Origin of the sequence: Roseobacter sp. MED193, from assembly GCF_000152965.1 — a bacterium.
GTDB lineage: Bacteria > Pseudomonadota > Alphaproteobacteria > Rhodobacterales > Rhodobacteraceae > Pseudophaeobacter.
On sequence record NZ_CH902583.1, the window covers coordinates 846,349 to 869,485 of the forward strand.

Consider the following 23,137-nt stretch of genomic DNA (forward strand, 5'->3'; position numbering starts at 1 on the left):
ACGGTCTAGCGCAAACAAAGCGCTCTTATCTTGGCTCTGTACCGGCACTGGAAAACATCCGCAGGGGTATCCGCCCAGGTTTAGCCCTGCCCGTTTTACGGTAACATATGGGCCTTGGTCCAAGATCGAGACTTGACCCTCTGCCTCAAGCCGATCACAAGTCGGCACATGACACAGAAAATCGCTCTTATCACCGGCGCGTCACGCGGCCTGGGGGCTGCTCTGGCCGAAGCCCTGGCGCCTACGCATCACATCGTCGCTGTTGCGCGCACCACCGGTGCGCTCGAAGAACTGGATGACCGCATCAAGGCATTGGGTGGCTCCGCCACGCTGGCGCCGATGGACATTACCCAGACGGCCGCCATGGCCACCCTGTGTCGTGGCATTCACGATCGCTGGGGCCAGCTTGATCTTTGGCTGCACAGCGCGATCCATGCCGCGCCGCTGACCCCTGCCCCCTCGATCGGGGAGAAGGACTGGAGCAAATCTATCGCGGTCAATGCCACAGCGACATCGATCCTTATTCCTTACGTAGCGCCTCTTCTGGGGCAGGCAGGCCGGGCCGTGTTCTTCGATGACCCGCGCGCGGGTGAAAAGTTTTTTGGCACCTATGGCGCCAGCAAGGCCGCACAGATGGCAATGGCGCGCAGTTGGCAGTCCGAAACCGTCAAGACCGGCCCTGTGGTCAAGATCCTTGAACCTCAGCCTATGCCCACGGCCCTGCGCGCCCGGTTCTTTCCCGGTGAGGACCGCGCCGCTCTGGCCGATGTCCACGCTGAGGCTGCGCGGCTGCTGCCTGCAATCCTGTCATAGGCGGGTAAAAGCCCACACTGCCGCCTTCTTGTCCTTTCGGAACAGCCTCCTCCAGATCCAGTCTTTGGATTGGCCCCGGGCATAGCTAGGACGCAGTTGCGCGGCCCGGTTGGCAACAAGAGGATCCGCAGGCGAAGTCTGCCCTGCACCTTCCTTAGCGGCCCCTTCTACCCCTCCGCATGACGACCGGTGTGTAGGGCAGAGAAAGCACATTCCCTGTTTGCCTGTTGAGATGGCTTTTCCCATTTGCCCAGGTCCATCTGTGGCACAGCTACCAGAGCCCCCCCGCTTCGTTTCTCTCAACGGCTCGAAACACTTGCCCCCATTTGAGCCAATGCATATTCAGATCTAAACAGTTTCAGGGGATATCATGCGCATTCTCATTACCAATGACGACGGCATCAGTGCACCCGGCCTTGTGGTGCTGGAACAAATAGCCCAGGAACTGGCCGGTCCAGAGGGCGAGGTCTGGACCGTGGCTCCTGCCTTTGAGCAATCCGGCGTTGGCCATTGCATCAGCTATACCCGCCCTTCCATGCTCAGCCAGTTGGGCCCCCGTCGCTATGCCGCCGAAGGCTCGCCCGCTGACTGCGTGTTGGCCGGCATTCACGTGGCGATGAAAGACCACCGTCCCGATGTGGTGCTTTCCGGCGTCAACAGAGGCAATAACTCTGCGGAGAACGCGCTCTACTCGGGCACTCTGGGTGGCGCGATGGAAGCCGCCTTGCAGGGGATCCCTGCCATCGGGCTGTCGCAGTATTTCGGCCCGCACAACAAAGACCTGGAGGACCCGTTTGAGGCCTCCGCCCAGCATGGCGCCGCCGTGGTGCGCAGGGTCCTCGCAGCAGATCCCGCAAACCAGCAGGACTACAGGTTGTTTTACAATATAAACTTCCCCCCTGTCCCAGCCCAGGCCGTCAAAGGTACAAGGGTTGTGCGCCAGGGTTTTCGCCGCGGCACGCATTTTTCTGCCGAAGAGCAGCTTTCCCCCACGGGGCGGCGATATCTCTGGATTCGCGGCGGCGATCAGCACGTTCAGACCGCCCCCGATAGTGACGCCAGCGTCAATCTGAACGGCTATATCTCGGTAACGCCCATGCGTGCGGACCTAACTGCCCACGAGATGCTTGAAGGATTTAAAGAAATCGAATGACCAGCCCGGACCCGGAAACAAAGATGCAGTTTCTGTTTGCCCTGCGCTCACGCGGGGTCACCGACAGCCGGGTGCTGGAGGCGATGGAGCAGATCGACCGTGGCCCCTTTGTGCGTGGTATCTTTGCCGAACGTGCCTATGAGGACACGCCGCTGCCCATAGCCTGTGGCCAGACTATCTCTCAACCCTCTGTGGTGGGGCTGATGACCCAGGCATTGCAGGTCACGCCACGTGACACGGTCCTAGAGGTTGGAACCGGATCAGGCTATCAGGCTGCCATTCTGGCCAAGCTCGCCCGCCGGGTCTACACCATTGACCGCCACGCACGATTGGTGCGCGAGGCCCGCATGATCTTTGATGCATTGCAACTGCCAAATGTCACCTCCTTGGTTGGAGATGGGAGTTTTGGCCTTCCCGATCAGGCTCCCTTTGACCGGATCATTGTCACCGCCGCTGCCGAAGACCCCCCAGGGCCGCTGTTGGCGCAGCTCAAGCCTGGCGGTATCATGGTGGTGCCGGTAGGGCAGTCCGATACGGTGCAGACACTGATCCGGGTGCGCAAAAGCGAAGAGGGTCTCGACTATGATGAATTGCGCCCGGTACGCTTTGTTCCCCTACTGGAAGGATTAGGCAAAGAAGCCTAAATTCAGGCAAAGCCGCGCCGATTGCACCGAGACCCGCAAAAAACCATTGACCTTGGCCTATGCAACAGCCCAAGAGGCCTTAAGATCGGCGAAAAACCGGCGCCTATAACCTACGACAAGGCAAAAGCGCGATACGGCGCGAAAAGGAATGAGGACAGCATGATAACAGGTAGCATGACTGGCAGCCCCAAGCTTCGCTTTACAGCGCGTCGCCGATTGGCCCTAACGACCCTTCCCTTGCTTACGTTTCTTACCGCATGTGATGGCCCACTGGACTACGATCTGCGCGGCCAGATCGGTGGGTTCAACACCACCGCCGCTGCCCAGGCCGCAACGACCAATCGGCCGGCCGCAGATGCGCGTGGCTTGATCACCTATCCCTCCTATCAGGTCGCGGTGGCAGAACGTGGCGACACTGTTGCAGATGTTGCCGCCCGTATCGGCCTGCCGGTAAACGAAATCGCCAGGTTCAACGGCATGCAATCCGGAGATCCCCTGCGCAAGGGGGAAATCCTTGCCCTGCCCCGCCGAGCACCAGATAATTTGCCGAACGCCGCAGGGACGGCTACCCCCGGCGGCGTCGATATTGCCTCCTTGGCGGGCAGCGCCATTGACGCTTCCCCAGCAACCTCTCCCAACCCCGGCTCTGTAACCACAACAGATCTGCAGCCCACCACTCCGGACACACCCGCCACCGTTCAGCCTGGCCCAGAGCCTGTGCGTCATAAAGTTGTGCGCGGGGAAACAGCCTATACGATTTCCCGCCTCTACCAGGTTCCAGTGAAATCCCTTGCCGAGTGGAACGGTTTGGGCAGCGATTTTGCCATCCGAGAGGGCCAACACCTGCTGATCCCTCTCAAGGACCAACAGCGCTCGCGCACGCCACAAACCTTGACCACCACAGCGCCGGGCGAAGGCAGCGCCACGCCAACACCGCCAAGCGCGACCAAGCCGCTCCCAGAGGAAAACCTGGCCCCGGCCTCAGTCGCCTCACAAAATCTCCCGACCGTCGATGTGCCAAGTCCCAGCCGTGCCAGCGAAAGTGCGTTGGCCTATCCGGTTCAGGGCAAAATCGTCAAGACCTACGCCAAAGGGCGCAATGATGGCATCGACATCTCTGCTGCCTCGGGCGCACCGGTCAAGGCCGCAGACGCCGGCACAATTGCCGCCATCACCAAAGATTCGCAAAACATTCCGATTATTGTCATCCGCCATGACCCGCAATTGCTGACCATCTACGCCAATGTGGACAAGATCCTGGTCAGCAAAGGCGATCGGGTAAAGCGTGGGCAAACCATTGCTCACCTGCAAGAAACCGACGGCGCCACCCTGCATTTTGAGGTCCGCGACGGCTATGACAGCCTCGATCCGCTGCCCTATCTGAACTAGCCGGGCCGCCAGGCAGCACGGCAGTCACATCGCCGCGCTACCGCGCTAGGGACACCCCGTACCGCCCTGCCAGATCGGTGAAAAACTGCCAGGCTACCCGCCCGGAGCGCGCGCCCCGCGTGGCCTGCCACTCAATGGCCTCAGCACGCATAACATCCCCATCCACATCCACACCGTAGGCGGTGCAATAGCCTGAAATCATTGCGAGGAACTCATCCTGATCACAGGGATGGAACCCCAACCACAGCCCAAAGCGATCAGACAACGACACCTTTTCTTCTACAGCCTCAGAGGGGTTGATGGCACTGGAACGCTCATTCTCGATCATGTCACGGGGCATCAGATGGCGCCGGTTCGAAGTGGCAAAGAACACCACATTGTCGGGCCGCCCCTCGATACCACCATCCAGCACAGCCTTCAGGCTCTTGTAGTGTTGGTCGTCATGACTAAAGGACAGATCATCGCAAAATAGGATAAACCTATAAGGCGCCCGACGCAGATGGTTTAGCAGTCGCGCCACCGAAGGCAGATCTTCGCGTTGCAACTCCACCAGCTTCAGATCTCCATGATCCGGCAGGAGCGCCCCATGAATGGCCTTGACCAGGCTGGACTTCCCCATCCCCCGCGCGCCCCATAGCAGGGCATTATTTGCGGCCTCACCACGGGCAAAACGTCGGGTATTCTCCAGCAGGGTATCGCGTGCACGTTCAATGCCAACCAAAAGATCAAGCTCAACCCGGTTTACCCGTGTCACCGGTTCCAACCGGTCTGGTGCGACATGCCAGACATAGGCCGAAGCAGCAGCAAAGTCCGGGGTGTCCAGCGGCGCTGGTGAGATCCGCTCAAGCGCTTCTGCAATCCGCGTCAGTGTGTTTTCGTCCATGCCTGCCTCCTTCAACAATTGCGCTTTTGAAAGCATGTTCCGCCACCCTCGGCAAGTAGCTCTATCCTGCGGTGCCTTCTGTGCATCTAAGAAGAGTCACCTACAGAGCACGGCCTGGGCAGGTTTTCACTTTTCCACAAATATTCCGGGGGTGCGCGCCCAGAGGGCGCGAGGGGGCAGAGCCCCCTGTAGGGCGCCGCTCTCGCTGCCAAACCAAAGGGCGCGCCAATATCGGCACGCCCTTTGCGCATCATAAGACTTAGGGGATAGCCGAGTACCGGGCTACTTTCCCTCGTCTTCTTCGAACTCAGCCATCAAGGGATCTTCGTCCTCATCATCGTAATAGCCTTCTGCACGCAGTTTTTCCTCGCGCTTGGTCTCTACGCGCCGCACCAGGAAAATCGAGATCTCATACAGACCATAGACCACGACAAAGAGGATCATCTGCGTGATCACATCCGGCGGGGTCACCAGAGCAGCCAATACCAAGATAGCGACAACCGCATATTTCCGCATCGCCCCAAGCCCATCAGAACTCACCAGCCCAGCCTTCCCCATCAGGGTCAGCAGCACCGGCAGCTGAAAGCACAGACCAAAGGCCATGATGAACTTCAGGGTGATGTCCAGGCTTTCATTTACCTTCCCGAAGAAAGTAATCTTCACCCCGTCGGTGCTGGCCGGCACCACAGCGGTTTCAACGCTCACGCCCGCTGGCGCAGATCCAGCGACACCCTCGGCTGCCTGCGACAACAGGTTGGCAAAGATCGAGCTGACATCCGCAAAGCCCAAAAAGAACTGCATCGCCAATGGGGTTACCACCAGCTGGGCAAAGGTTGCCCCCAGCAGGAACATAAAAGGCGAGGCAATCAGAAAGGGCAAAAAGGCGCCTTTTTCCGTTTTATAGAGCCCCGGCGCAACAAAGCGCCACAGCTGGTAGCCGATCACCGGGAAGGACAGCGCAAAACCAAAGACCATGGAGATGCGAAACAGCGTGAACAGATATTCCTGCGGCGAGGTATATTGCAGCGTTGGCGAGGGGTCTCCCAAAGCGCGCAGGGTTTCCTCGATCGGCTGCACCAGGAATTGCAGGATTGGCTCGGCCACGACAAAGGCCAAAATAACCCCCACCGCAAAGGCCATCACCGACCTGATCAGGCGGGTGCGCAGCTCGGCCAGATGTTCGATCAGCGGGGCGGTTGAGTCTTCAACCTCTTCGCTCTGGCTCATGTTTTGGTCTCACTTCCTTCAGACGGCGCCACGGCCTGCTCGCCACCCCTAGGTTGCTCAGGAGCAGCCCCGACTGCGGCTTCTGCCGCCTCTGCATGGGCAAGGGCTTCGGTAGCTTCGCGGGCCTTGCGTTCTGCCGCAGCACGGGCGGTGGCAGCCTGGATTTTCTTGGCGTCTTGGGCGCGCTCGGCAGCCAGTTTTTCGGTTTCCGACCCCGGCTTGTAAGAGGTCGGATCAATGGATTTGGCCATATCCTGCGCCGCCTCTTTCACCCCGTCCATAGCCGTACCAACCGGGTTGGTGGCGGCCTTCAGCCCCTTGGCCACATCCCGCACGCCGCTTTCATCAGCGGCATCGTTCATCGCCGAGCTGAACTCGCGTGCCATGCCCTTGGCCTTGCCCACAAACCTGCCGACATTGCGAAACATCACCGGCAGGTCCTTGGGCCCGACGACAATCAGCGCCACGACGCCAATAACCAGAAGTTCGGTTAACCCAAGATCAAACATCGGCGCTTACGCCTTGTCTTTGTCAGCTTCGGGGGTCACGTCCTTAGCTTCAGCAGCCGCATCTTCTTCCAGTTCAGCGGTGCCCTCACTGACGCCTTTTTTGAACGACGTAATACCTTTGCCAACTTCGCCCATGAGCGAGCTGATTTTGCCGCGACCAAACAGCACCAGAACCACAACAGCGATAAGCAGGATGCCTGGAAGACCAATATTGTTAAGCATGTGAATCTCTCCTTCACTTTGCCAATGCGCAGTGCATCGGCTGACTATACCTCTGACCACAGGTCTACGCAGCTCCTCAGTTGGCGCAAAGAGCCCGGAGCCGCTTTGCGCCCAGTGCAGGAGGCAAAAATGATTTTTTTCAGTCACAGCCAAACACAACTGACAGGTTTATGTCAGTTGCTCCTTGTTAGAGAACACCTGTCAACAAAAGGAGTTTGATATGACACAACAGGTCGCCGAAACCGTCACCTTCACCCTGAACGCAGGCGTAACGCCCGAACAGTTCATAACCCTAAGCCAGGCCAGCGAGGGCTTTGTGCGCTCCAACCCCGGCTTTGTCTTTCGCCGCCTCAGCTGTGGCAGCGACGGGTCCTGGACCGACACGGTCATCTGGAAAGACATGCAGACCGCCCTGGAGGTGGCGGATAGTTTTGGCAAACAAGACTTCGCCCCCGCCCTGATGGCAGCGATTGCCCCCGACAGCGTCTCCATTCGCCATGAAACAATCCTCTGGACTTTGGCTCCAAACTGATCTTGACCTGATCCTGGCGGGGCCGCCTATCTTGACGCGGCCCCTGCCTCTGCGCCAAGGGTACTCCCATGCGACGCACCGACCGCCTTTTCGAGATCATCCAGATCCTACGGGATGGAAAACTCCATCGCGCCCAGGACATTGCCGCGCGGCTCGAAGTCTCAACCCGCACCATATACCGCGACATGGATACGCTGGTGGCCTCGGGTGTACCGGTCGAGGGCGAGCGCGGGGTCGGCTATCTGGTACGGGAACAGATCACCCTCCCGCCGCTCACCCTGACGCCAGAAGAGCTGGAGGCCCTGAACCTTGGCATGGCCATTGTCGCCGAGGCGGCGGATGCGGATCTGAAATCCGCAGCCCAATCCCTGGCGGCCAAGGTGGATGCCGTTCTGCCCACTGAGGTCATTGCCGAGGCTGATGCCTGGAAATTTGCGGTCTACCCCTTTGCCGATGTGGCCCGTGGCTTTGCTCATATGCCCACCCTGCGCGCTGCAATCAAATCACGGCAAAAGCTGGCGATGCGGTACCACCGCCTGGATGGCACGCTAACGGAGCGCATCATTCGACCGCTGCATATGGAATATTGGGGGCGGGTCTGGACCCTGACGGCCTGGTGCGAAACACGTGGTAATTTCAGGGTGTTTCGCGTTGATCTGATCGAAGAGGTGCGCGCCCTGCCAGAGCTGTTTCTTGACGAGCCGGGAAAGACTCTGGCTGATTACGACCCTCATCGCGATAAGGCCTAACCTCGGAGCAAATCAGGCCCAGATCTGATGGGCTAACTGTATTAGGCTGGAAAGACAAAGCAGCGGTTGCGCGGCACAGTCAGCCACATCACCCGCCCCACCTCTGGCAGGAACACCCGCGGTACCGTCACCTTAAGCACCGATCCATCGTAGTCCATCTGGAATTCAACCAGGCTTTCATGCCCCAGATAGCGCGCGCGCTTTACCACGGCGCGTGCGGGCACCCCGTCCGAGGCCGTGGGCAGAGGCCCCTTGCCTGCCCGGTCAAAATCAATCCGCACATGTTGTGGACGAAAGACGATATCAACATCCGTGCGATCCGCAATGCCCGGCGCCAGGAACTGACCAAAAGCCGTTTCCGCTAAGGCCCCGTTAACTTGTGATTTCAAGACATTGATATCACTAAAAAATGCCACAGAGGCCTTATCACTGGGGCGGGTATAAACATTGTAGGGGGCGCCCTGCTGAACAATCTTGCCACCGCGCATCAGCGCGATCTCATCCGCCATGCGCATGGCCTCTTCCGGCTCATGGGTGACCAATAAAACGGCGGTGTCTTCTTCTTTCAGCAGCGTCAGCGTCTCATCCCGAATGCCATCGCGCAGCCGGTTGTCCAGCCCCGAAAAAGGCTCATCCATCAGCATGATGCGCGGACGTGGTGCCAGGGCCCGTGCCAGGGCGACCCGCTGCTGCTCACCGCCAGACAGCTGGTGGGGATAGTCGTCAATGAAACGCGTCAGCGATACCTTTTGCAGCAGTTCCTCAACCCGCGCCCGCTTCTCTTCCCTGCTGCCCTTTAGGCCAAAGGAGACATTGTCGGCAACGCTCAGATGGGGGAACAGAGCAAAGTCCTGAAACATCAGGCCAATCTCGCGCCGTTCAGGCGGGACCCGAAACACGGTGTCGCAGATCAGCTTGCCATCCACATAGATCTCGCCGCTGTCCTGCATCTCGACCCCAGCAATCATCCGCAGGGTGGTGGATTTCCCGCAGCCCGAAGGCCCCAGCAAGCAGGTCACCTGCCCCGCCTGAATTTGCAATGACACATCATCCACCACCGCGCGGCCATCAAAATAGCGATGGATATTGCGGATCTCCAGCCGCGGATGCGACTTGGGCTCAGTCGCAGCGGACTGAGAACCCTGAGAGTGGGGGGATGCTGTGCTCATGCGGCCTCGCAAGCTGCGCCGGGTTACGAACGGCTTTAGCGGCAAATACCAACCAGGCGCTCCCCGCGCAAGTCCTCAGCAGCAAGCCGCAGCTGCGCCCTCAGGATCCAACCCTGTGAAGGGAGAATTGCCGCCACAGCCGGCAAAGATACCGTAGTGATTGGAGAAATCACCAATAAAGTCAAAATGCGGTTCCAGCCGCGTGTCCTTGAGCATCATCCAGGTATTGCCGCAGACCGGAAAGACCTTCCCTGCCTCAATCACGTGATGATCATCCAAGCGCAGGGCATGAGGCGCATGGGGAATAGTGCCCTTATAAATCACCGCCTGGCCATAGTCTTCGCAGTCTGATTCCAGTTTAGGCAGTTTGAACAGACGGTAGGTCGCTGAGAGAAATTTGAGCGGCGCCACGCGGGCTTCCAGCTTTGGGTTCTCAATGGTCAGGGGCCGCGCCGTCACCATGCGCGGATCATTGAAGCCAGCCCCCTTGGCCAGGGTCAGGAAATCATTCCAATACAGCGCCCCAGACAGACATTCCCCATAGAGCACCTCATCCCGCGCCATGGCCTCCGGCACCCGGCGATCAGCATAAACATCGGAGAAATACATCTCCCCGCCCTCTTTCAGCAAATGATAGGCCCCGCGCAGTACAGCAGCCTTGTCGGTGGCCAGATTGATCACACAGTTGGAAACGATGATATCAAAAGAGCCCGGCTCCAGGTCCAGGTCTTCCAGGGTCTCGATAAACCCGAGGTGAAATTCGACGTTTGAACTGTCATGGCCAAAGGCCTCGGCGTGATAGTCCTGGTGGCGGCGCGCCACATCGAGCTGCGCCGGGGTCATATCAACGCCGACAACACGGCCGTTGGGCCCCACCATTTTTGACAGCGCATAGACATCGCGCCCGGCCCCGCAGCCCAAATCAAGAATACGAGCCCCCTCCAACGCCTCGGGGGCAATCAAGCCACACCCGTAGTAGCGCATCAAGACCTCATCATGGACCTGAGCCAGCACCTCCTTAACGTGATCCGGGATGTCATCCGGGGTGCAGCAGGCGTTGGTCTGCAGATCCTCGCTGCCTTGAAGCACCTCGCCATAGTAGTTTTGCACGGATTCATGGGACATAGGGGCTTCTCCGGTATCGTGAGTGTGAAACACTGTGCCCCAAAACGAAATCAGGCACCGGGCACTGGGCTATCTTGCCAAGGCCCAGTCGGCAAGAGTGCAAAGGCACCGCTGACAAAGCTGTGAAAGCAACGTGAAAGCTAGGCTGCCAGCTCAAACCACCCCTGGGCCGCAACCCGCCCATTGACCAGGATCTCGATCTCATGGCGGCCAGGATGCAGTTTAAACGTGGTGGCGTCGCCTTTCAGCCGGTGCCGTTTGGGCAGGGTCACAGGCCCGCCCTTCAACCTGGTTTGTTTGATCTTGAAAACCTTCTTTGACAGTGCTCCCGAAGCGCGCGGAAAGATCACCCGGTAATCAACGATGACTGGCAGATCCCTTGGCGCCGAGAGGGAAACCTCAAAGGACAGCCAGTCGTCAATTTTCACTAATTCCGTATGAACATAAAGACTTACAGAAAATTCCGCATCTGGATCATACCCCAAGATCTGCAGGGCACGGGGATGACCTGATTTCACCAACCCACGACAGGCATGGGCAGTCATCCAGCTGAGCTCCTTGGCCTTTTGCCGCCCCTCGCTGTGCCAGCTTTCTAACAGGTCCAGGACCAGATCCGGATCTTTCTTGGTGATATCGTTCAGGTGATTGGCCACCGATCGCGTCACATAGCGGGTCGGATCACTGTACAACTGCCCCAGCAAGGGCAACGGCGTGTCCAGCTCTAGGGAAACCGCCTGCCCCCAGGGCAGACGTGGCCGCGTGCCCTCGCTGACCAGACGCCGCACATGATAGTTGGCGTGACTGGCCCAGTCCTGCATACGCGTCAGGGTTAATTCAGGATATTCGTTTAAAAACGGCCTGATAGACCATTCCATCGAGAACCGTTGAGTGACCTCTGCCAGCAGATCCAGCGCCAAATCCGGATCATTCTCTAGCCCGCGCGCGACGATGAGCTCCCCAAGGGGGGCAAAAATGAAATCACCAAAGTCATCATCCGATTTAGTTGGGTCCAATGGTGGTGGCAGGGCGGCCAAGATCTTTGGCGCCACCTCAGACAGCGGCCCAGGCAGGTGCTGCCCCAGCACTTCGGCGATCCAATTGATGCGGGCCTTCAGCTCCAATGGCAGTAGCCCCGCCATGACTTCCGCCTCAAAGCGCTCTGCGTCAAAACCGGGCACGGCCTGCGCAAAAAGACCCGCCAGATAGCGGGTCTTCTCTTTATTGAACAATTGATCTTTGAGGGAAAATCCAGAGGCCAAAGAAATACTCCCAAAATGTCCGATATTGTAAAATTTTAGAGGGTTGCGTTGGTTGCGCCGCCATCCAAAAGGATGTTTTGTCCAACGATAAAGCCCGCATGTTGTGAGCAGAGGAAGGCACAGGTAGCGCCAAATTCGGCCCGTGTGCCATAACGGCCTGCAGGAATGGTCGCGGCACGCTGCGCCTTGGCCTCCTCCATTGTGATCCCCTGCTGGCTGCTGACGCCTGTATCCAGAGAGACCGCGCGATCCGTTGCATGAATGCCTGGTAACAGGTTGTTAATGCAGACACCGCTGCCCGCAACCTGGCGCGAGGTGCCAGCCACATAACCGGTCAAACCCGCACGCGCGGAATTGGACAGCCCCAGAACGGCAATGGGCGCTTTGACAGATTGCGAAGTGATATTGACCACCCGTCCCCAACCCCGGTCCATCATCCCAGGCACCAAGGCCTTCATCAGCGCAATTGGGGCCAGCATATTGGCGTCCAGGGCTTTGATGAAATCCTCGCGCTCCCAATCCGACCACATTCCGGGGGGCGGGCCGCCTGCATTGTTGACCAAAATGTCAATATCAACCGCAGCAGCCAACAGTTTTTCCTGGCCTTCTGTGGTGGTGACATCCGCCACGACAGTCTCGACTTCGACACCATAGGCTTCACGGATCGATTGCGCCGCCTGTAACAGCGCCTCTTCTCCGCGCGCGTTCATCACTAGGTTAACCCCAGCTTCCGCCAGAGCCTCAGCGCAGCCCAGGCCAAGGCCTTTGCTGCTGGCACAGACCAATGCTCGTTTTCCCGCGATTCCTAGATCCATTCCTTACCTCCAATGGGTTCATCTCGTGATTGGCCCAGAGTGCACCGCCCCTGCGCCAATGGCCAGCCCTGAAACACGGAGGCGATCAATGCCGCGTCCTACTGGCCTGCCCGCGCCGGAACTACGCCGCATCAGGATCTTGTCCGGGCAGGAGTACAGCCTTAACAACTTGTCAGGGATTCTTCCCGTAATTGTCGGTATCGTGCCATAATTCGGTGCTACACCTTACTCAAGGAAACCAAGACAATCACGCGATTCCGCACCGTCTTATACATCTGACTCGCCAGGAGGGCTCCAGTGTCCACGCCAGACCACGCCGTTCAATCCATTCCGGCCTATCCAGCTGAGCAGTTTCAGGTGGAGATCGGGGCCAATATGGGGGACAGCCTGAGCGTTCTGGACGAGTTGATGCTAGATGATATCTATCAGCTTACCCCCGGGACAAAACCCAGGCGGCTGGCCCTTGCCAGTGGTGCAGACGGTAATGTTTACGTCGCCCAGGGAACCGAGCTCGGAACGGTTGGCGCTCAGCTACATCTTGACTGTGCCCTGACCCTGATGCCGCACTCAGGCGACAATATCGAAGCCTTGGTCATGGTAGAGGTGGACCAAGACGGGCTAATCGCTGCCATATACTTGCTGCCCTTAGCGCCGATGCAGGCGCAACATAGCTATACGCTGGTGCGCGCCGAGCAAGACAGTGCGCGGCGCAAACTGGCGCAGATGGCATGTGTTTCCTTTACCCGTGGCACCCGGATCACCATGGCGACCGGCGCACAAAAACCGATAGAGGATCTCAAACCGGGTGATCGGGTGCTGACACGGGATGAGGGCGTACAAGAGCTGCGCTGGATCGGTCAGACCACCTCACGCGCAGTAGGCCGCATGGCGCCGGTCCTGATCCGGGCCGGGGTATTGAACAATGCCGCCGACCTGGTGGTCAGCCCCGATCACCGTCTCATGGTCTATCAACGGCATGATGAACTGGGCGCCGGCAGCCCTGAATTGCTGGTACGGGCGCGGGATCTGGTCAATGGCAGCGACGTCGTGGTTCAGGATGGCGGCTTTGTCGACTATTTCCAGCTTTTGTTTGACCGCCATCACATCGTCTATGCAGAAGGTATCGCCGCAGAGAGCCTGTTCTTGGATTCCATGACCCAACCAGCTCTGCCAGATGAGATCCTAGCCCGTATTTCTCCCACACTGGAGACTGGTCAACGGCGCGACGCCCATGGGGTTGAGGTGCAAAAATCTCTGCTCGACCGACCTGATGCCGTGAACCTGCTAAAACGCGCCTCGCTGCGCTAGCGGAATAAAGGTGGCATCCTGCCCCTGGTTCTGCCTTGAATTGACCTGGGGGCGTTTAAGTAAAAGTTTCACAACGCAAGGCGAAGATAGGCAGCTGAAGTTTAACCCCTAGTCACTAATCCCCCCTAATCTACAGATGGCAGGATTTAGGGTATTGACGATGAAGGTTGCGCAGTTACTGCAAACAAAGAAATCTACGGGCGTTAAAGGGATTGATCCGAGCGCGACGCTGAGACAAGCAGCGCAGGTTTTGCTCGAGAACAAACTTGGCGCTTTGGTTGTCACCGATCAATCCAATAAGCTGATTGGTATCGTTTCCGAAAGAGACCTTCTGTCAGTTGTCGCCAGTCGCGACCCGAAGGCGGCAGATGCCTTAGTCTGTGAGGTCATGACGCGCTCTGTCATATGTTGCGGCCCCGACGATGAGGTCGCCTACCTGCTCCACCTTATGAACGAAAACGCGATCCGCCACATTCCCGTGCTTCAGCAAGAAGAACTTGTTGGCATCTTGAGCATAAGGGAGCTGACAAAAGCCTATGAACTTCTTCAGATAGAGGCCAACACTGACCCGCTCACACGGGTTTCCAACCGAAGACCTTTCCTAAAAACTCTCGAAGCGCAGTTTGAACAAGCCCGGCAGCGCAGGATGCCAATGTCCGTCGCCATGCTGGATGTGGACCACTTTAAACGTATCAACGACACATATGGCCACGATGCCGGGGACAAGACCCTGCAAGCGCTCTCAAGACTGCTCATTAGCGAATTTCGTTCAATCGACCTCGTCGGAAGACTGGGCGGGGAGGAATTTGCTCTGGTCTTTCCAGACACGGATCTGGTCGGCGCCTATTCTGCATGTGAGCGCTTGCGCGCCATGGTCCAGTCCAAAGAGATATTGGCTGATAAGCACAAAATTCGCTTAACCGTCAGCATTGGGCTTACTGAGAGTGCAGAGCATATCAGTGCAGCTCCGCTCTTGTTGAAACGCGCTGACGCTTTGCTCTACGTAGCTAAGAACTCAGGCCGCAACAAAGTGATGGCAGAGGGCGGAGAAATATGTCTGACAACGGGAAAGCACGGCTGGCGGGAGCCACTATCCCGGTGACCGAGGCGGCAGCGGCAGCAATGCCAGGGGGTGGCCGGAAGCCTTAGCCATTACGCAGCTGAGCGCCCACTCGTTTTCCTTGCCTCCCAATCCGTTTCTGGCTAGAGGCAATGCCATGTTGGATACCGCTGCAAACCGCCCAGACCTGCCGCCCGAAATCGCGCGGCGCCGCACCTTTGCGATCATCTCGCACCCGGATGCGGGCAAAACCACGCTGACTGAAAAGTTCCTCCTTTACGGTGGTGCGATTCAGATGGCTGGCCAGGTGCGTGCCAAGGGCGAGGCCCGACGGACGCGTTCGGACTTCATGCAGATGGAAAAGGACCGCGGCATTTCGGTTTCCGCCTCGGCCATGTCCTTTGATTTTGAGGGTTTCCGCTTCAATCTCGTCGATACACCAGGCCACTCGGACTTTTCCGAAGATACCTATCGCACGCTGACGGCAGTGGATGCCGCCGTCATGGTGATTGACGGGGCCAAGGGTGTTGAGAGTCAAACCCAAAAGCTGTTTGAGGTCTGCCGCTTGCGCGATCTGCCGATCCTCACCTTCTGTAACAAAATGGACCGCGAAAGCCGCGACACCTTTGAGATCATTGACGAGATCCAGGAAAACCTGGCAATTGACGTGACCCCAGCGGCCTGGCCTATCGGCGTGGGGCGCGATTTTATCGGCTGCTACGACATGCTGCGCGACCGGCTGGAGCTGATGGACCGCGCCGACCGGAACAAGGTGGCCGAAAGCATCGCCATCGAAGGCCTGGACGATCCCAAACTGGCAGAACATGTGCCCGCGCATCTGCTGGACAAGCTGCTGGAAGAGGTCGAGATGGCCCGCGCGCTTTTGCCCGCGTTGGACCCGCAGGCCGTGTTGGAAGGTCACATGACCCCGATTTGGTTTGGCTCAGCAATCAATTCCTTTGGTGTCAAAGAACTGATGGACGGCATCGGCGCCTATGGCCCAGAACCGCAGGTGCAAAAGGCGCAGCCGCGCGAAATCGCCCCGGAAGAAAAGAAGGTCGCCGGGTTTGTTTTCAAGGTGCAGGCCAATATGGACCCCAAGCACCGCGACCGGGTGGCCTTTGTGCGCATGGCAAGCGGCCACTTCAAACGCGGCATGAAACTGACCCATGTGCGCACCAAAAAGCCAATGGCGATTTCCAACCCGGTGCTGTTCCTGGCGTCAGATCGTGAATTGGCCGAAGAGGCCTGGGCCGGCGATATCATCGGCATTCCGAACCATGGCCAGCTGCGTATCGGAGACACCCTAACCGAGGGCGAGCCCCTGCGCGTTTCTGGCATCCCCTCCTTTGCGCCTGAACTGTTGCAGGGCGTGCGCGCAGGCGATCCTATGAAGGCCAAGCACCTGGAGAAGGCCCTGATGCAGTTTGCCGAGGAAGGCGCTGCCAAGGTCTTTAAACCCTCAATTGGCTCTGGCTTTATCGTTGGCGTCGTCGGGGCGCTACAGTTTGAAGTGCTCGCCAGTCGGATCGAGCTGGAATATGGCCTGCCGGTACGGTTTGACAACTCGCAATTCACGTCGGCCCGCTGGGTCAGTGGCGACCAGCAAGCGGTTGATAAATTCGTCGCAACCAACAAACAGCATATCGCCTACGACCATGATGGCGACATTGTTTATCTCACCCGTTTGCAGTGGGACATTGATCGGGTTGAGCGTGACTACCCAGATCTGAAGCTGACGGCGACAAAAGAAATGATGGTCTGAACCGATCGGTCATCCAGAGGGGGCCTTGACCGCCCCCTCACCTCCTCCATTGGGTCTCACTTCGCCTAAAACCTTGCGATACAGAGTTTTTCTCGGCTAGATTACCCGAAGAAAACTAGGTTTGCGCGGTGACTTAAAGTATGGAATTTGATAGCGAGTTGTACCCTGGAGGTTTCTTTAGCTTGATGAAACGGCTAGAGAAAAGGGAGCGCCCGTTTGTCAATCCTGAACATGTCCTTCCAGAGGCAGATGTGGATTTCACTGCCCTGTGGCACCAGACAATCCCGCAAGACCTCACAGAACCAGAAGTGACCTTTCGGTATGACCCAGAGCACAAACTACAACAATTGCGCTACGAAATGCGCGGGCAGTCCGAGATCTTTGCCCTTCATGCCTTTTTGATTGCAATCCTGCGGCGCAGTCCGACCTCGGAACTTGCCCGCCAGCTCTTTTTGCGTCTCTGGAGCGAAGATGGGGCAAAAATGGCGAAGGAACTTGCTCCCCGCTGGTTGATCTCTGCCGCCACAACCTTTGCCGACCATGGGGCTACCATTGACCAACGTCTAGGGGGACAGGGCCTGGCCCTGCTCTTTGACCTCATCAAACTCCATGACAGCGAACGCCGCCTGTCAGGTCGCCCCAACAGCTCAGGATTTCCACGTATCAAGGGGCGGCCAAGAGACGATCTCGCCTTTGGTCTTGAGGGCTATTCCCTGCGTGGCGGTGACATGGATAAGAACATTTTGGCCCGCCTTTGGCGGCATGGTGAGAACGACCAGGTCATCGCGCCTCTTTGTCAGCGGATGCTTGGCGATCTCCTGCGGGAGCCGCGCACGGTCTTTGCCCGTATTCAACGCTACAAAAAGCGTCCCTCCTGCTGATGGGAGCGCCATCCGACAAATGGGGGCTTGTCAGCACGATCAAGGCCCCTGCGACCCAGATCTTGAATTTTGCGGCCTATCACTTGGACGCAGGGGCACATCGGCTGTTTGTCTACCTGGACAGCCCCTGCCTCGAAGCCCACAACTTTCTGAAAAATCACCCTAAAATACGCGTCATCGAGTGTGATGACGCCTATTGGGGCAAGCGGGGACGTAAGGGGCGCCCTGTGAAACATCAGGTGCGCCAGGCTCAAAACGCCACGCGCTGTTACCGCCGTCAATGCAAGGATCTCGAATGGCTCGCCCATCTAGACGTGGATGAGTTTCTCTGGTCCCCCTCCCCCATCGGACAACACTTGGCCCAGCTGCCCCCACAGACCATCTGCGCCCGCAGCCGCCCGTTAGAAGCCATCGCTAACGCGCCAGACCTGTTCAAAGCCTATCTCCCACCTGGCCCAAGCCAAGACGCAGTGCTGAACTCGCTCTACCCACGTTTCGCGGATCAGTCTCGTGGGGGGGTTCTCAGCCATGTTCAGGGCAAGCTCTTTGTCCGCACCGGGCAAGACGACGCCTCTTTTCGCATTCACAACTTCTTCCAAGGTGAGATTGAAAATCCCGCAGCGACAGAGCTGAATGATGTGGATCTGTGCCACTATCATGCTTGCAATTGGGAGGATTGGCTGGCGCACTATCGCTACAGGCTGCAGCAAGGCTCTTATCGGGCAGAATTGGCCCCGCAACGACGAGGGGACCGCAACAGTCCGAACCTGCACAGCTTTCTGAAAGATCTCGAGCGCAATGAAGGCGAGACAGGACTACGCGCCTTTTATGACGAGTTGAACCTGGCGGACTCTCGGCAACAAGCAGAGGTCGAAAAGGCAGGCCTTTTGCGCAGACGGTCATTAGCGCTCAACTCTAAGAGAAAGAAACATTTTCCGGGTTTCGACTAAACTGGTGCCTGTAGGGACACAATGGCCAGCAATCTCTTGTAAAATACGCCAATAATTGACCGCTGAGCCAGATTTTGTTATGTCCCGCGAAAAGCTGGACGCTGTCACACCGCAGTCCCCTGCGGATCCAGCTTAGTCAAACACGCGCGGGCCAAGTCAGTGTCCGCAAAAACGGACGCATATGACAAAATTTACCGATCTAAACCTGAATGCAAAGGTCCTCAAAGCTATTGCTGAGGCCGGCTATGAATCCCCGACACCTATTCAGGCAGGCGCTATTCCGCCCGCACTTGAGGGTCGTGATGTTTTGGGCATTGCCCAAACCGGCACTGGGAAAACGGCCTCCTTTACTTTGCCAATGATCACCTTACTGGCCCGTGGCCGCGCCCGTGCCCGTATGCCGCGCAGCCTGGTTCTGTGCCCCACCCGCGAACTTGCCGCGCAGGTAGCAGAGAACTTTGACACTTATACCAAGCACTTGAAGCTCACCAAAGCCCTGCTGATCGGTGGCGTTAGCTTTAAGGAACAAGACCAGTTGATCGACAAAGGCGTCGATGTTCTGATTGCGACCCCAGGCCGTCTACTGGACCATTTCGAGCGCGGGAAACTCCTGCTGACAGGTGTTCAGATCATGGTCGTGGATGAGGCCGACCGGATGCTCGACATGGGTTTTATCCCGGATATCGAGCGGATCTTTTCGCTCACGCCCTTCACGCGCCAAACGCTATTCTTTTCTGCCACGATGGCGCCTGAGATCGAGCGTATCACCAATACCTTCCTGTCCGCACCGGAACGAATCGAAGTGGCGCGTCAGGCCAGCGCCTCCGAAACCATCGAGCAGCATGTGGTTCTGTTCAAAGCCTCCCGCAAAGATCGTGAAGCCAGCGAGAAACGCACCGCCCTGCGCGCTTTGATCAACGCCGAAGGCGAGAAGCTGACAAATGGCATTATCTTCTGCAACCGAAAGTCGGATGTGGATATCGTCGCCAAGTCGTTGAAGAAATATGGCTTTGACGCGGCCCCTATCCATGGAGATCTGGACCAGAGCCAGCGGACCAAAACCCTGGATGGCTTCCGTGAAGGCAAACTGCGTATCCTGGTGGCCTCTGATGTGGCTGCCCGTGGATTGGATGTGCCCAGCGTAAGCCATGTGTTCAACTTTGACGTGCCCGGCCACCCTGAGGACTACGTGCACCGGATTGGCCGCACAGGACGTGCAGGTCGTGAAGGCAAGGCAATCACCATCTGCTCTGGCCGGGACGAAAAAGCGCTTGCCGCCGTTGAAAGCCTTTTACAAAAGGAAATCAACCGGTTGGAGAACCCGGTTAAGAAAGCAGAGCCCGCCAAGCGCAGCTCCGCCAAGAAACCGTCCGACCAGGATGCCAAACCCACGACTGGCTCAGAGACCGGATCAGGGCGCAAATCCACCCGTAGCAAGACCTCAACAAAGGCTGTTGAAGCAGAAACAGTCGTCACAGGAACTGAAACGGCCGAGGTCAGCACGCCTGAGGAACAACAGGCCGAAAAGCCCAAATCTGCTGCGCGCAAGTCGGATAAATCCAAATCCGAAGGGCGCTCGCGCTCGGGCAAAGGATCGAGCAATAGGTCCGAAGATGAGGCTCCCCAATCGGCTTCTGGATCCAAGGGGAACCGCGGACGCGGTAGCAAACAGGGCGGGCGGCGCGATGATCGCGTCGTTGTCGGCATGGGGGACCATATGCCCAGCTTTATCGCCCTCTCCTTTGATGAGCGCCGCGCCGGTTAACGCGGCCCTACAGATACGGTGAAACGAACGGTCGTCCCCCAGGGGCGGCCGTTTTTGTGAGCAAGGCTTGCACAGGTGGCATGGCGGCATTGACACTTTGAGCAATGTAATTGGCGGCAAACCTCTCTACATGAGCGTGATCCGACCCATGCCAAAGACCGAGAGTACCATGACCCAACATCAGCCAGTTATCCTTACCGCCGCAGAAATCCAAGACATCGAGGCCCGCGCCCATGCAATGCGTGCTGCAGCCATGGCTGATGCCCTTCGCGCTCTGGGTCGCGGCACGGTCAATCTGGTGCTCAAGCTCTCCGCACGGTTTGCTCGTCCACGCACCGCATAAACACCAAGTCTAAGACCCATAGAAATGCCCCCCGTGACTATTTTTGTCACCACTCACGAAAAACGCCTCGGCAGATCCTGCCGAGGCGTTTTTTTAGTCATATCGATAGGGTCTTAGCGCATGCGGCTGATCACAACCGTAACCTCAGGCTTTTTACCAATCTCATTCTGACAGGATTGACGTGCTATCCGACGCAGTTCGCCCTCCAGTTTGTCATCATCCTTCAACGTTTTGGCACCAGCGCGCATCAGGAACTGGTTCAGATCCTCTTCCAGCACCTCAGTCAGCGCTGCGTTGGATGAGCCATTGTCGGTCAACCCCTTGATGTCACACCAGGGCTCACCCAGAGGTTCGTCCTCCTCGTCCAGGATCAGCGTCACAACCAGATGGCCGTTCAACGCCATGCGGATACGGTCGCGGATAACGCCATCCATGGCCCCAATCTGGATCGAGCCATCCAAATAGGTGCGACCGGTGTCGATATACTCCAACACAGAGGGTCGATTGCCAGAGAGGTTCAGCATCATGCCATTGACCGCAACAATGCTGGGAATGCCCTTGGCCTCGCCCAAACGGGCGTGCTGGCGCAGGTGGCGGTGTTCGCCGTGCATGGGCACCAGCATGGCCGGCTGCAGCAATGCGTGCAGCGCTTCCAGATCCGGGCCGTTGGCGTGGCCGGATACGTGGTAAAGCCCTGAACTGTCATCCACCACATCCACACCACGTTCCGAGAACTGGTTGATGATGCGGATCACGCCGCGTTCATTACCGGGAATGGTTTTGGAGGAGAACAGAAATAGATCGCCCTCCTTCAGCTCCAGCCCGCGATATTTGCCGCGTGCCATCTGTGCGGAGGCCGCGCGGCGTTCGCCCTGGCTACCAGTGGTGATCAACATCAGATTGTTGCGCGGCATGTCCTTGGCTTCTTCGGGCGAATAGACCGTTGGGAAATCTGTCAGAACACCCGTTTCCTTTGCAGCCTCGACCATGCGCAGCATGGCACGGCCCAAGAGCACAACCGAGCGCCCAGCCCGGGTGCCGGCATCCGCCAGCGTCTTTACACGTGCAACGTTGGAGGCAAAGGTTGTGGCGGCCACCATTCCGCCGGCTTCGCTGATCAGGCGGCGAATTTCATCCGGCAGCTCCGATTCGGAACGGCCTGGTGTTTTGGAAAACACATTGGTCGAATCGCAGATCAGCGCCTTGATACCTGGCTTGGCAATCTCGGCCCACATTTCTGGATCAAAAGCCTCGCCCACCAGCGGTGTGCGGTCGAGCTTAAAGTCACCCGTGTGCACCACACGGCCACCAGGGCTGTCGATCACCAGACCCGCGCTCTCAGGGATTGAATGGGCCATAGGGGCAAAGCCGACGCTAAAGGGACCGAGCTTGGTCACTTCAGGCCAGGCCCCAACGGTTTTCACCACCAGCGGATCATGACCACGCTCTTCCATCTTGCGCCGCGCCAGATTGGCGGTGAAGGCCCGGGCATAGACCGGCACGTTCAGTTGGCTGTAGAGATGCGATACCGCCCCGATATGGTCCTCGTGACCATGGGTGATAAAGATCGCTTCCAGCTGGTCCACGCGCTCGCGCAGCCAGGAAATGTCGGGCATGATCAGATCAACACCGGGGGTGCTGTCCATATCCGGGAAGGCCACGCCCAGATCCACCAGGATCAGCCGTTCTTTGCCGGGTTTGCCATAGCCATAGACATAGGCATTCATGCCAATTTCACCTGCCCCGCCGAGGGGCAGATAGATCAGTCGTTCATCAGTGCTCATGCAGGAGTACCGTTATCCTTATTATATTTGTGAATGATCTGGAGACCATGCATCGTGAGATCATCCTCATATGCGTCAAACAGATCAGCAGCTTGCTGGAAAAGAGGCGCCAGCCCGCCTGTTGAAATAATCTTCATCGGGACCGCCCGTTCGGCTTTGATCTGGGCGCAGATCTCGCGCACCAGGCCGACGTAGCCCCAAAACACCCCCGATTGCATGCAGGCCACCGTATTGGTGCCTATTACATGCTCAGGCTTAGAGATATCGACATGCGGCAGCGCTGCCGCCGCCTGGTGCAACGCTTCGAGGCTGAGGTTCACACCAGGGGCAATGACGCCCCCCACATAGGCGCCATCCTCAGCCACCACGTCAAAGGTGGTGGCTGTGCCAAAATCGACCATGATCAGGTTGCCGCCATAATGATCAAACCCGGCGACCGTATTGACCAGACGGTCAGGGCCCACGGCGGTGCCCTCATCCACGCGCACATCGACGGGCAACAGGCAATCGGGTTTGCCCACGACAAAGGGGCGGGTGTTATAGTAGCGATCCGCCAGCACCCGCAGGTTGAACACCACGCGAGGCACCGTGGAGGAGATGATCACATCGGTGATATCCGCCTCAATGCCCTGTGCCTGGATCAGGGTGTTGAGCCAGACAAAATACTGATCAGCCGTGCGGCGCCAATCTGTCGCTGTGCGCCAGGTGCCAATGAATTTTTCGCCGTCCCAGATTGAGAAGACGGTATTGGTATTGCCACAATCAACAGCCAGAAGCATGGGAAGCCCTTAT

At 57.9% G+C, this 23,137-nt stretch carries 23 protein-coding genes; 13 read left to right on the forward strand and 10 right to left on the reverse strand.

Annotation, left to right across the window (positions count from 1 at the left end):
* The first annotated feature begins 168 nt into the window (after positions 1-168).
* From MED193_RS06545 to MED193_RS06560, 4 genes are all read left to right on the forward strand, one after another.
* The gene (locus MED193_RS06545) at positions 169-813 is read left to right on the forward strand and encodes an SDR family oxidoreductase (RefSeq protein WP_009808889.1); all 645 of its coding nucleotides are present in this window, start codon (positions 169-171) and stop codon (positions 811-813) included.
* 370 nt (positions 814-1,183) lie between these two features.
* Positions 1,184-1,966: a 5'/3'-nucleotidase SurE gene (gene surE, locus MED193_RS06550; protein WP_009808890.1), complete on the forward strand. Its 783-nt coding sequence runs from the start codon at positions 1,184-1,186 to the stop codon at positions 1,964-1,966.
* The gene (locus MED193_RS06555) at positions 1,963-2,610 is read left to right on the forward strand and encodes a protein-L-isoaspartate(D-aspartate) O-methyltransferase (RefSeq protein ID WP_009808891.1); all 648 of its coding nucleotides are present in this window, start codon (positions 1,963-1,965) and stop codon (positions 2,608-2,610) included. The genes surE and MED193_RS06555 overlap by 4 nt, the downstream gene beginning before the upstream one ends.
* 174 nt (positions 2,611-2,784) lie before the next feature.
* Complete coding sequence (locus MED193_RS06560; RefSeq protein WP_009808892.1) at positions 2,785-3,999, forward strand: peptidoglycan DD-metalloendopeptidase family protein; 1,215 nt, start codon at positions 2,785-2,787, stop codon at positions 3,997-3,999.
* A 37-nt stretch (positions 4,000-4,036) separates the two neighbouring features.
* On the opposite strand, the gene MED193_RS06565 is transcribed toward MED193_RS06560, so the two are convergent.
* The 4 genes from MED193_RS06565 to MED193_RS06580 all read right to left on the reverse strand — a co-directional run bounded on the left by MED193_RS06565 (position 4,037) and on the right by MED193_RS06580 (position 6,840).
* Entirely contained in the window at positions 4,037-4,882 is an 846-nt protein-coding gene (locus MED193_RS06565; RefSeq protein ID WP_039966722.1) for an ATP-binding protein, read from the reverse strand.
* 282 nt (positions 4,883-5,164) lie between these two features.
* Positions 5,165-6,109 carry a twin-arginine translocase subunit TatC gene (locus MED193_RS06570; RefSeq protein ID WP_009808894.1) on the reverse strand — a complete coding sequence of 315 codons (945 nt, stop codon included), beginning with the start codon at positions 6,107-6,109 and terminating at the stop codon, positions 5,165-5,167.
* On the reverse strand, positions 6,106-6,618 hold the full coding sequence (gene tatB, locus MED193_RS06575; RefSeq protein ID WP_009808895.1) for a Sec-independent protein translocase protein TatB: 513 nt from the start codon (positions 6,616-6,618) through the stop codon (positions 6,106-6,108). The genes MED193_RS06570 and tatB overlap by 4 nt, the downstream gene beginning before the upstream one ends.
* Before the next feature lie 6 nt (positions 6,619-6,624).
* Positions 6,625-6,840 carry a twin-arginine translocase TatA/TatE family subunit gene (locus MED193_RS06580; protein WP_009808896.1) on the reverse strand — a complete coding sequence of 72 codons (216 nt, stop codon included), beginning with the start codon at positions 6,838-6,840 and terminating at the stop codon, positions 6,625-6,627.
* Between the two features lie 220 nt (positions 6,841-7,060).
* Between MED193_RS06580 and MED193_RS06585 the strand changes: the two genes are divergently transcribed.
* Positions 7,061-7,372, forward strand: a complete 312-nt coding sequence (locus MED193_RS06585; RefSeq protein WP_009808897.1) for a hypothetical protein — start codon at positions 7,061-7,063, stop codon at positions 7,370-7,372.
* A gap of 68 nt (positions 7,373-7,440) precedes the next feature.
* Positions 7,441-8,121 carry a YafY family protein gene (locus MED193_RS06590; RefSeq protein ID WP_009808898.1) on the forward strand — a complete coding sequence of 227 codons (681 nt, stop codon included), beginning with the start codon at positions 7,441-7,443 and terminating at the stop codon, positions 8,119-8,121.
* 41 nt (positions 8,122-8,162) lie between these two features.
* Here MED193_RS06590 and MED193_RS06595 read toward each other — a convergent pair whose 3' ends face one another.
* From MED193_RS06595 to MED193_RS06610, 4 genes are all read right to left on the reverse strand, one after another.
* On the reverse strand, positions 8,163-9,290 hold the full coding sequence (locus MED193_RS06595) for an ABC transporter ATP-binding protein (RefSeq protein WP_009808899.1): 1,128 nt from the start codon (positions 9,288-9,290) through the stop codon (positions 8,163-8,165).
* A gap of 75 nt (positions 9,291-9,365) precedes the next feature.
* Positions 9,366-10,415, reverse strand: a complete 1,050-nt coding sequence (locus MED193_RS06600) for a methyltransferase domain-containing protein (RefSeq protein WP_009808900.1) — start codon at positions 10,413-10,415, stop codon at positions 9,366-9,368.
* A gap of 140 nt (positions 10,416-10,555) precedes the next feature.
* A complete protein-coding gene (locus MED193_RS06605; protein ID WP_009808901.1) occupies positions 10,556-11,674 on the reverse strand; it encodes a hypothetical protein in 1,119 nt (372 codons plus the stop codon).
* 35 nt (positions 11,675-11,709) lie between these two features.
* Entirely contained in the window at positions 11,710-12,489 is a 780-nt protein-coding gene (locus MED193_RS06610) for an SDR family oxidoreductase (RefSeq protein ID WP_039965982.1), read from the reverse strand.
* 297 nt (positions 12,490-12,786) lie between these two features.
* Between MED193_RS06610 and MED193_RS06615 the strand changes: the two genes are divergently transcribed.
* The 7 genes from MED193_RS06615 to MED193_RS06645 all read left to right on the forward strand — a co-directional run bounded on the left by MED193_RS06615 (position 12,787) and on the right by MED193_RS06645 (position 20,561).
* A complete protein-coding gene (locus tag MED193_RS06615) occupies positions 12,787-13,797 on the forward strand; it encodes a Hint domain-containing protein (protein ID WP_009808903.1) in 1,011 nt (336 codons plus the stop codon).
* Positions 13,798-13,957: 160 nt separating this feature from the next.
* Positions 13,958-14,899 carry a diguanylate cyclase gene (locus MED193_RS06620; RefSeq protein WP_009808904.1) on the forward strand — a complete coding sequence of 314 codons (942 nt, stop codon included), beginning with the start codon at positions 13,958-13,960 and terminating at the stop codon, positions 14,897-14,899.
* Between the two features lie 115 nt (positions 14,900-15,014).
* Complete coding sequence (locus MED193_RS06625; RefSeq protein ID WP_009808905.1) at positions 15,015-16,622, forward strand: peptide chain release factor 3; 1,608 nt, start codon at positions 15,015-15,017, stop codon at positions 16,620-16,622.
* Between the two features lie 140 nt (positions 16,623-16,762).
* Entirely contained in the window at positions 16,763-17,503 is a 741-nt protein-coding gene (locus MED193_RS06630; RefSeq protein ID WP_009808906.1) for a hypothetical protein, read from the forward strand.
* The gene (locus MED193_RS06635) at positions 17,503-18,453 is read left to right on the forward strand and encodes a glycosyltransferase family 2 protein (RefSeq protein WP_009808907.1); all 951 of its coding nucleotides are present in this window, start codon (positions 17,503-17,505) and stop codon (positions 18,451-18,453) included. Before MED193_RS06630 ends, MED193_RS06635 begins: the two co-directional genes overlap by 1 nt.
* Before the next feature lie 181 nt (positions 18,454-18,634).
* Entirely contained in the window at positions 18,635-20,218 is a 1,584-nt protein-coding gene (locus tag MED193_RS06640) for a DEAD/DEAH box helicase (RefSeq protein WP_009808908.1), read from the forward strand.
* 97 nt (positions 20,219-20,315) lie between these two features.
* Positions 20,316-20,561, forward strand: a complete 246-nt coding sequence (locus MED193_RS06645; RefSeq protein WP_157041299.1) for an RSP_7527 family protein — start codon at positions 20,316-20,318, stop codon at positions 20,559-20,561.
* 113 nt (positions 20,562-20,674) lie between these two features.
* Here the strand turns inward: MED193_RS06645 and MED193_RS06650 are convergent, their stop codons facing one another.
* Positions 20,675-22,345 (reverse strand): ribonuclease J, encoded by a 1,671-nt coding sequence (locus tag MED193_RS06650; protein WP_009808910.1) that lies wholly within the window; start codon positions 22,343-22,345, stop codon positions 20,675-20,677.
* Positions 22,342-23,124, reverse strand: coding sequence for a type III pantothenate kinase (locus MED193_RS06655; protein WP_009808911.1), 783 nt, complete (start codon positions 23,122-23,124; stop codon positions 22,342-22,344). Before MED193_RS06655 ends, MED193_RS06650 begins: the two co-directional genes overlap by 4 nt.
* Positions 23,125-23,137 lie beyond the last annotated feature (13 nt).

Bases quoted from the DNA above. Each gene is read 5' to 3' on its own strand.
- MED193_RS06545 (WP_009808889.1), top strand. From the start codon at position 169: ATGACACAGAAAATCGCTCTTATCACCGGCGCGTCACGCGGCCTGGGG.
- surE (WP_009808890.1), top strand. From the start codon at position 1,184: ATGCGCATTCTCATTACCAATGACGACGGCATCAGTGCACCCGGCCTT.
- MED193_RS06555 (WP_009808891.1), top strand. From the start codon at position 1,963: ATGACCAGCCCGGACCCGGAAACAAAGATGCAGTTTCTGTTTGCCCTG.
- MED193_RS06560 (WP_009808892.1), top strand. From the start codon at position 2,785: ATGACTGGCAGCCCCAAGCTTCGCTTTACAGCGCGTCGCCGATTGGCC.
- MED193_RS06565 (WP_039966722.1), bottom strand. From the start codon at position 4,882: ATGGACGAAAACACACTGACGCGGATTGCAGAAGCGCTTGAGCGGATC.
- MED193_RS06570 (WP_009808894.1), bottom strand. From the start codon at position 6,109: ATGAGCCAGAGCGAAGAGGTTGAAGACTCAACCGCCCCGCTGATCGAA.
- tatB (WP_009808895.1), bottom strand. From the start codon at position 6,618: ATGTTTGATCTTGGGTTAACCGAACTTCTGGTTATTGGCGTCGTGGCG.
- MED193_RS06580 (WP_009808896.1), bottom strand. From the start codon at position 6,840: ATGCTTAACAATATTGGTCTTCCAGGCATCCTGCTTATCGCTGTTGTG.
- MED193_RS06585 (WP_009808897.1), top strand. From the start codon at position 7,061: ATGACACAACAGGTCGCCGAAACCGTCACCTTCACCCTGAACGCAGGC.
- MED193_RS06590 (WP_009808898.1), top strand. From the start codon at position 7,441: ATGCGACGCACCGACCGCCTTTTCGAGATCATCCAGATCCTACGGGAT.
- MED193_RS06595 (WP_009808899.1), bottom strand. From the start codon at position 9,290: ATGAGCACAGCATCCCCCCACTCTCAGGGTTCTCAGTCCGCTGCGACT.
- MED193_RS06600 (WP_009808900.1), bottom strand. From the start codon at position 10,415: ATGTCCCATGAATCCGTGCAAAACTACTATGGCGAGGTGCTTCAAGGC.
- MED193_RS06610 (WP_039965982.1), bottom strand. From the start codon at position 12,489: ATGGATCTAGGAATCGCGGGAAAACGAGCATTGGTCTGTGCCAGCAGC.
- MED193_RS06620 (WP_009808904.1), top strand. From the start codon at position 13,958: ATGAAGGTTGCGCAGTTACTGCAAACAAAGAAATCTACGGGCGTTAAA.
- MED193_RS06625 (WP_009808905.1), top strand. From the start codon at position 15,015: ATGTTGGATACCGCTGCAAACCGCCCAGACCTGCCGCCCGAAATCGCG.
- MED193_RS06630 (WP_009808906.1), top strand. From the start codon at position 16,763: ATGGAATTTGATAGCGAGTTGTACCCTGGAGGTTTCTTTAGCTTGATG.
- MED193_RS06635 (WP_009808907.1), top strand. From the start codon at position 17,503: ATGGGAGCGCCATCCGACAAATGGGGGCTTGTCAGCACGATCAAGGCC.
- MED193_RS06640 (WP_009808908.1), top strand. From the start codon at position 18,635: ATGACAAAATTTACCGATCTAAACCTGAATGCAAAGGTCCTCAAAGCT.
- MED193_RS06650 (WP_009808910.1), bottom strand. From the start codon at position 22,345: ATGAGCACTGATGAACGACTGATCTATCTGCCCCTCGGCGGGGCAGGT.
- MED193_RS06655 (WP_009808911.1), bottom strand. From the start codon at position 23,124: ATGCTTCTGGCTGTTGATTGTGGCAATACCAATACCGTCTTCTCAATC.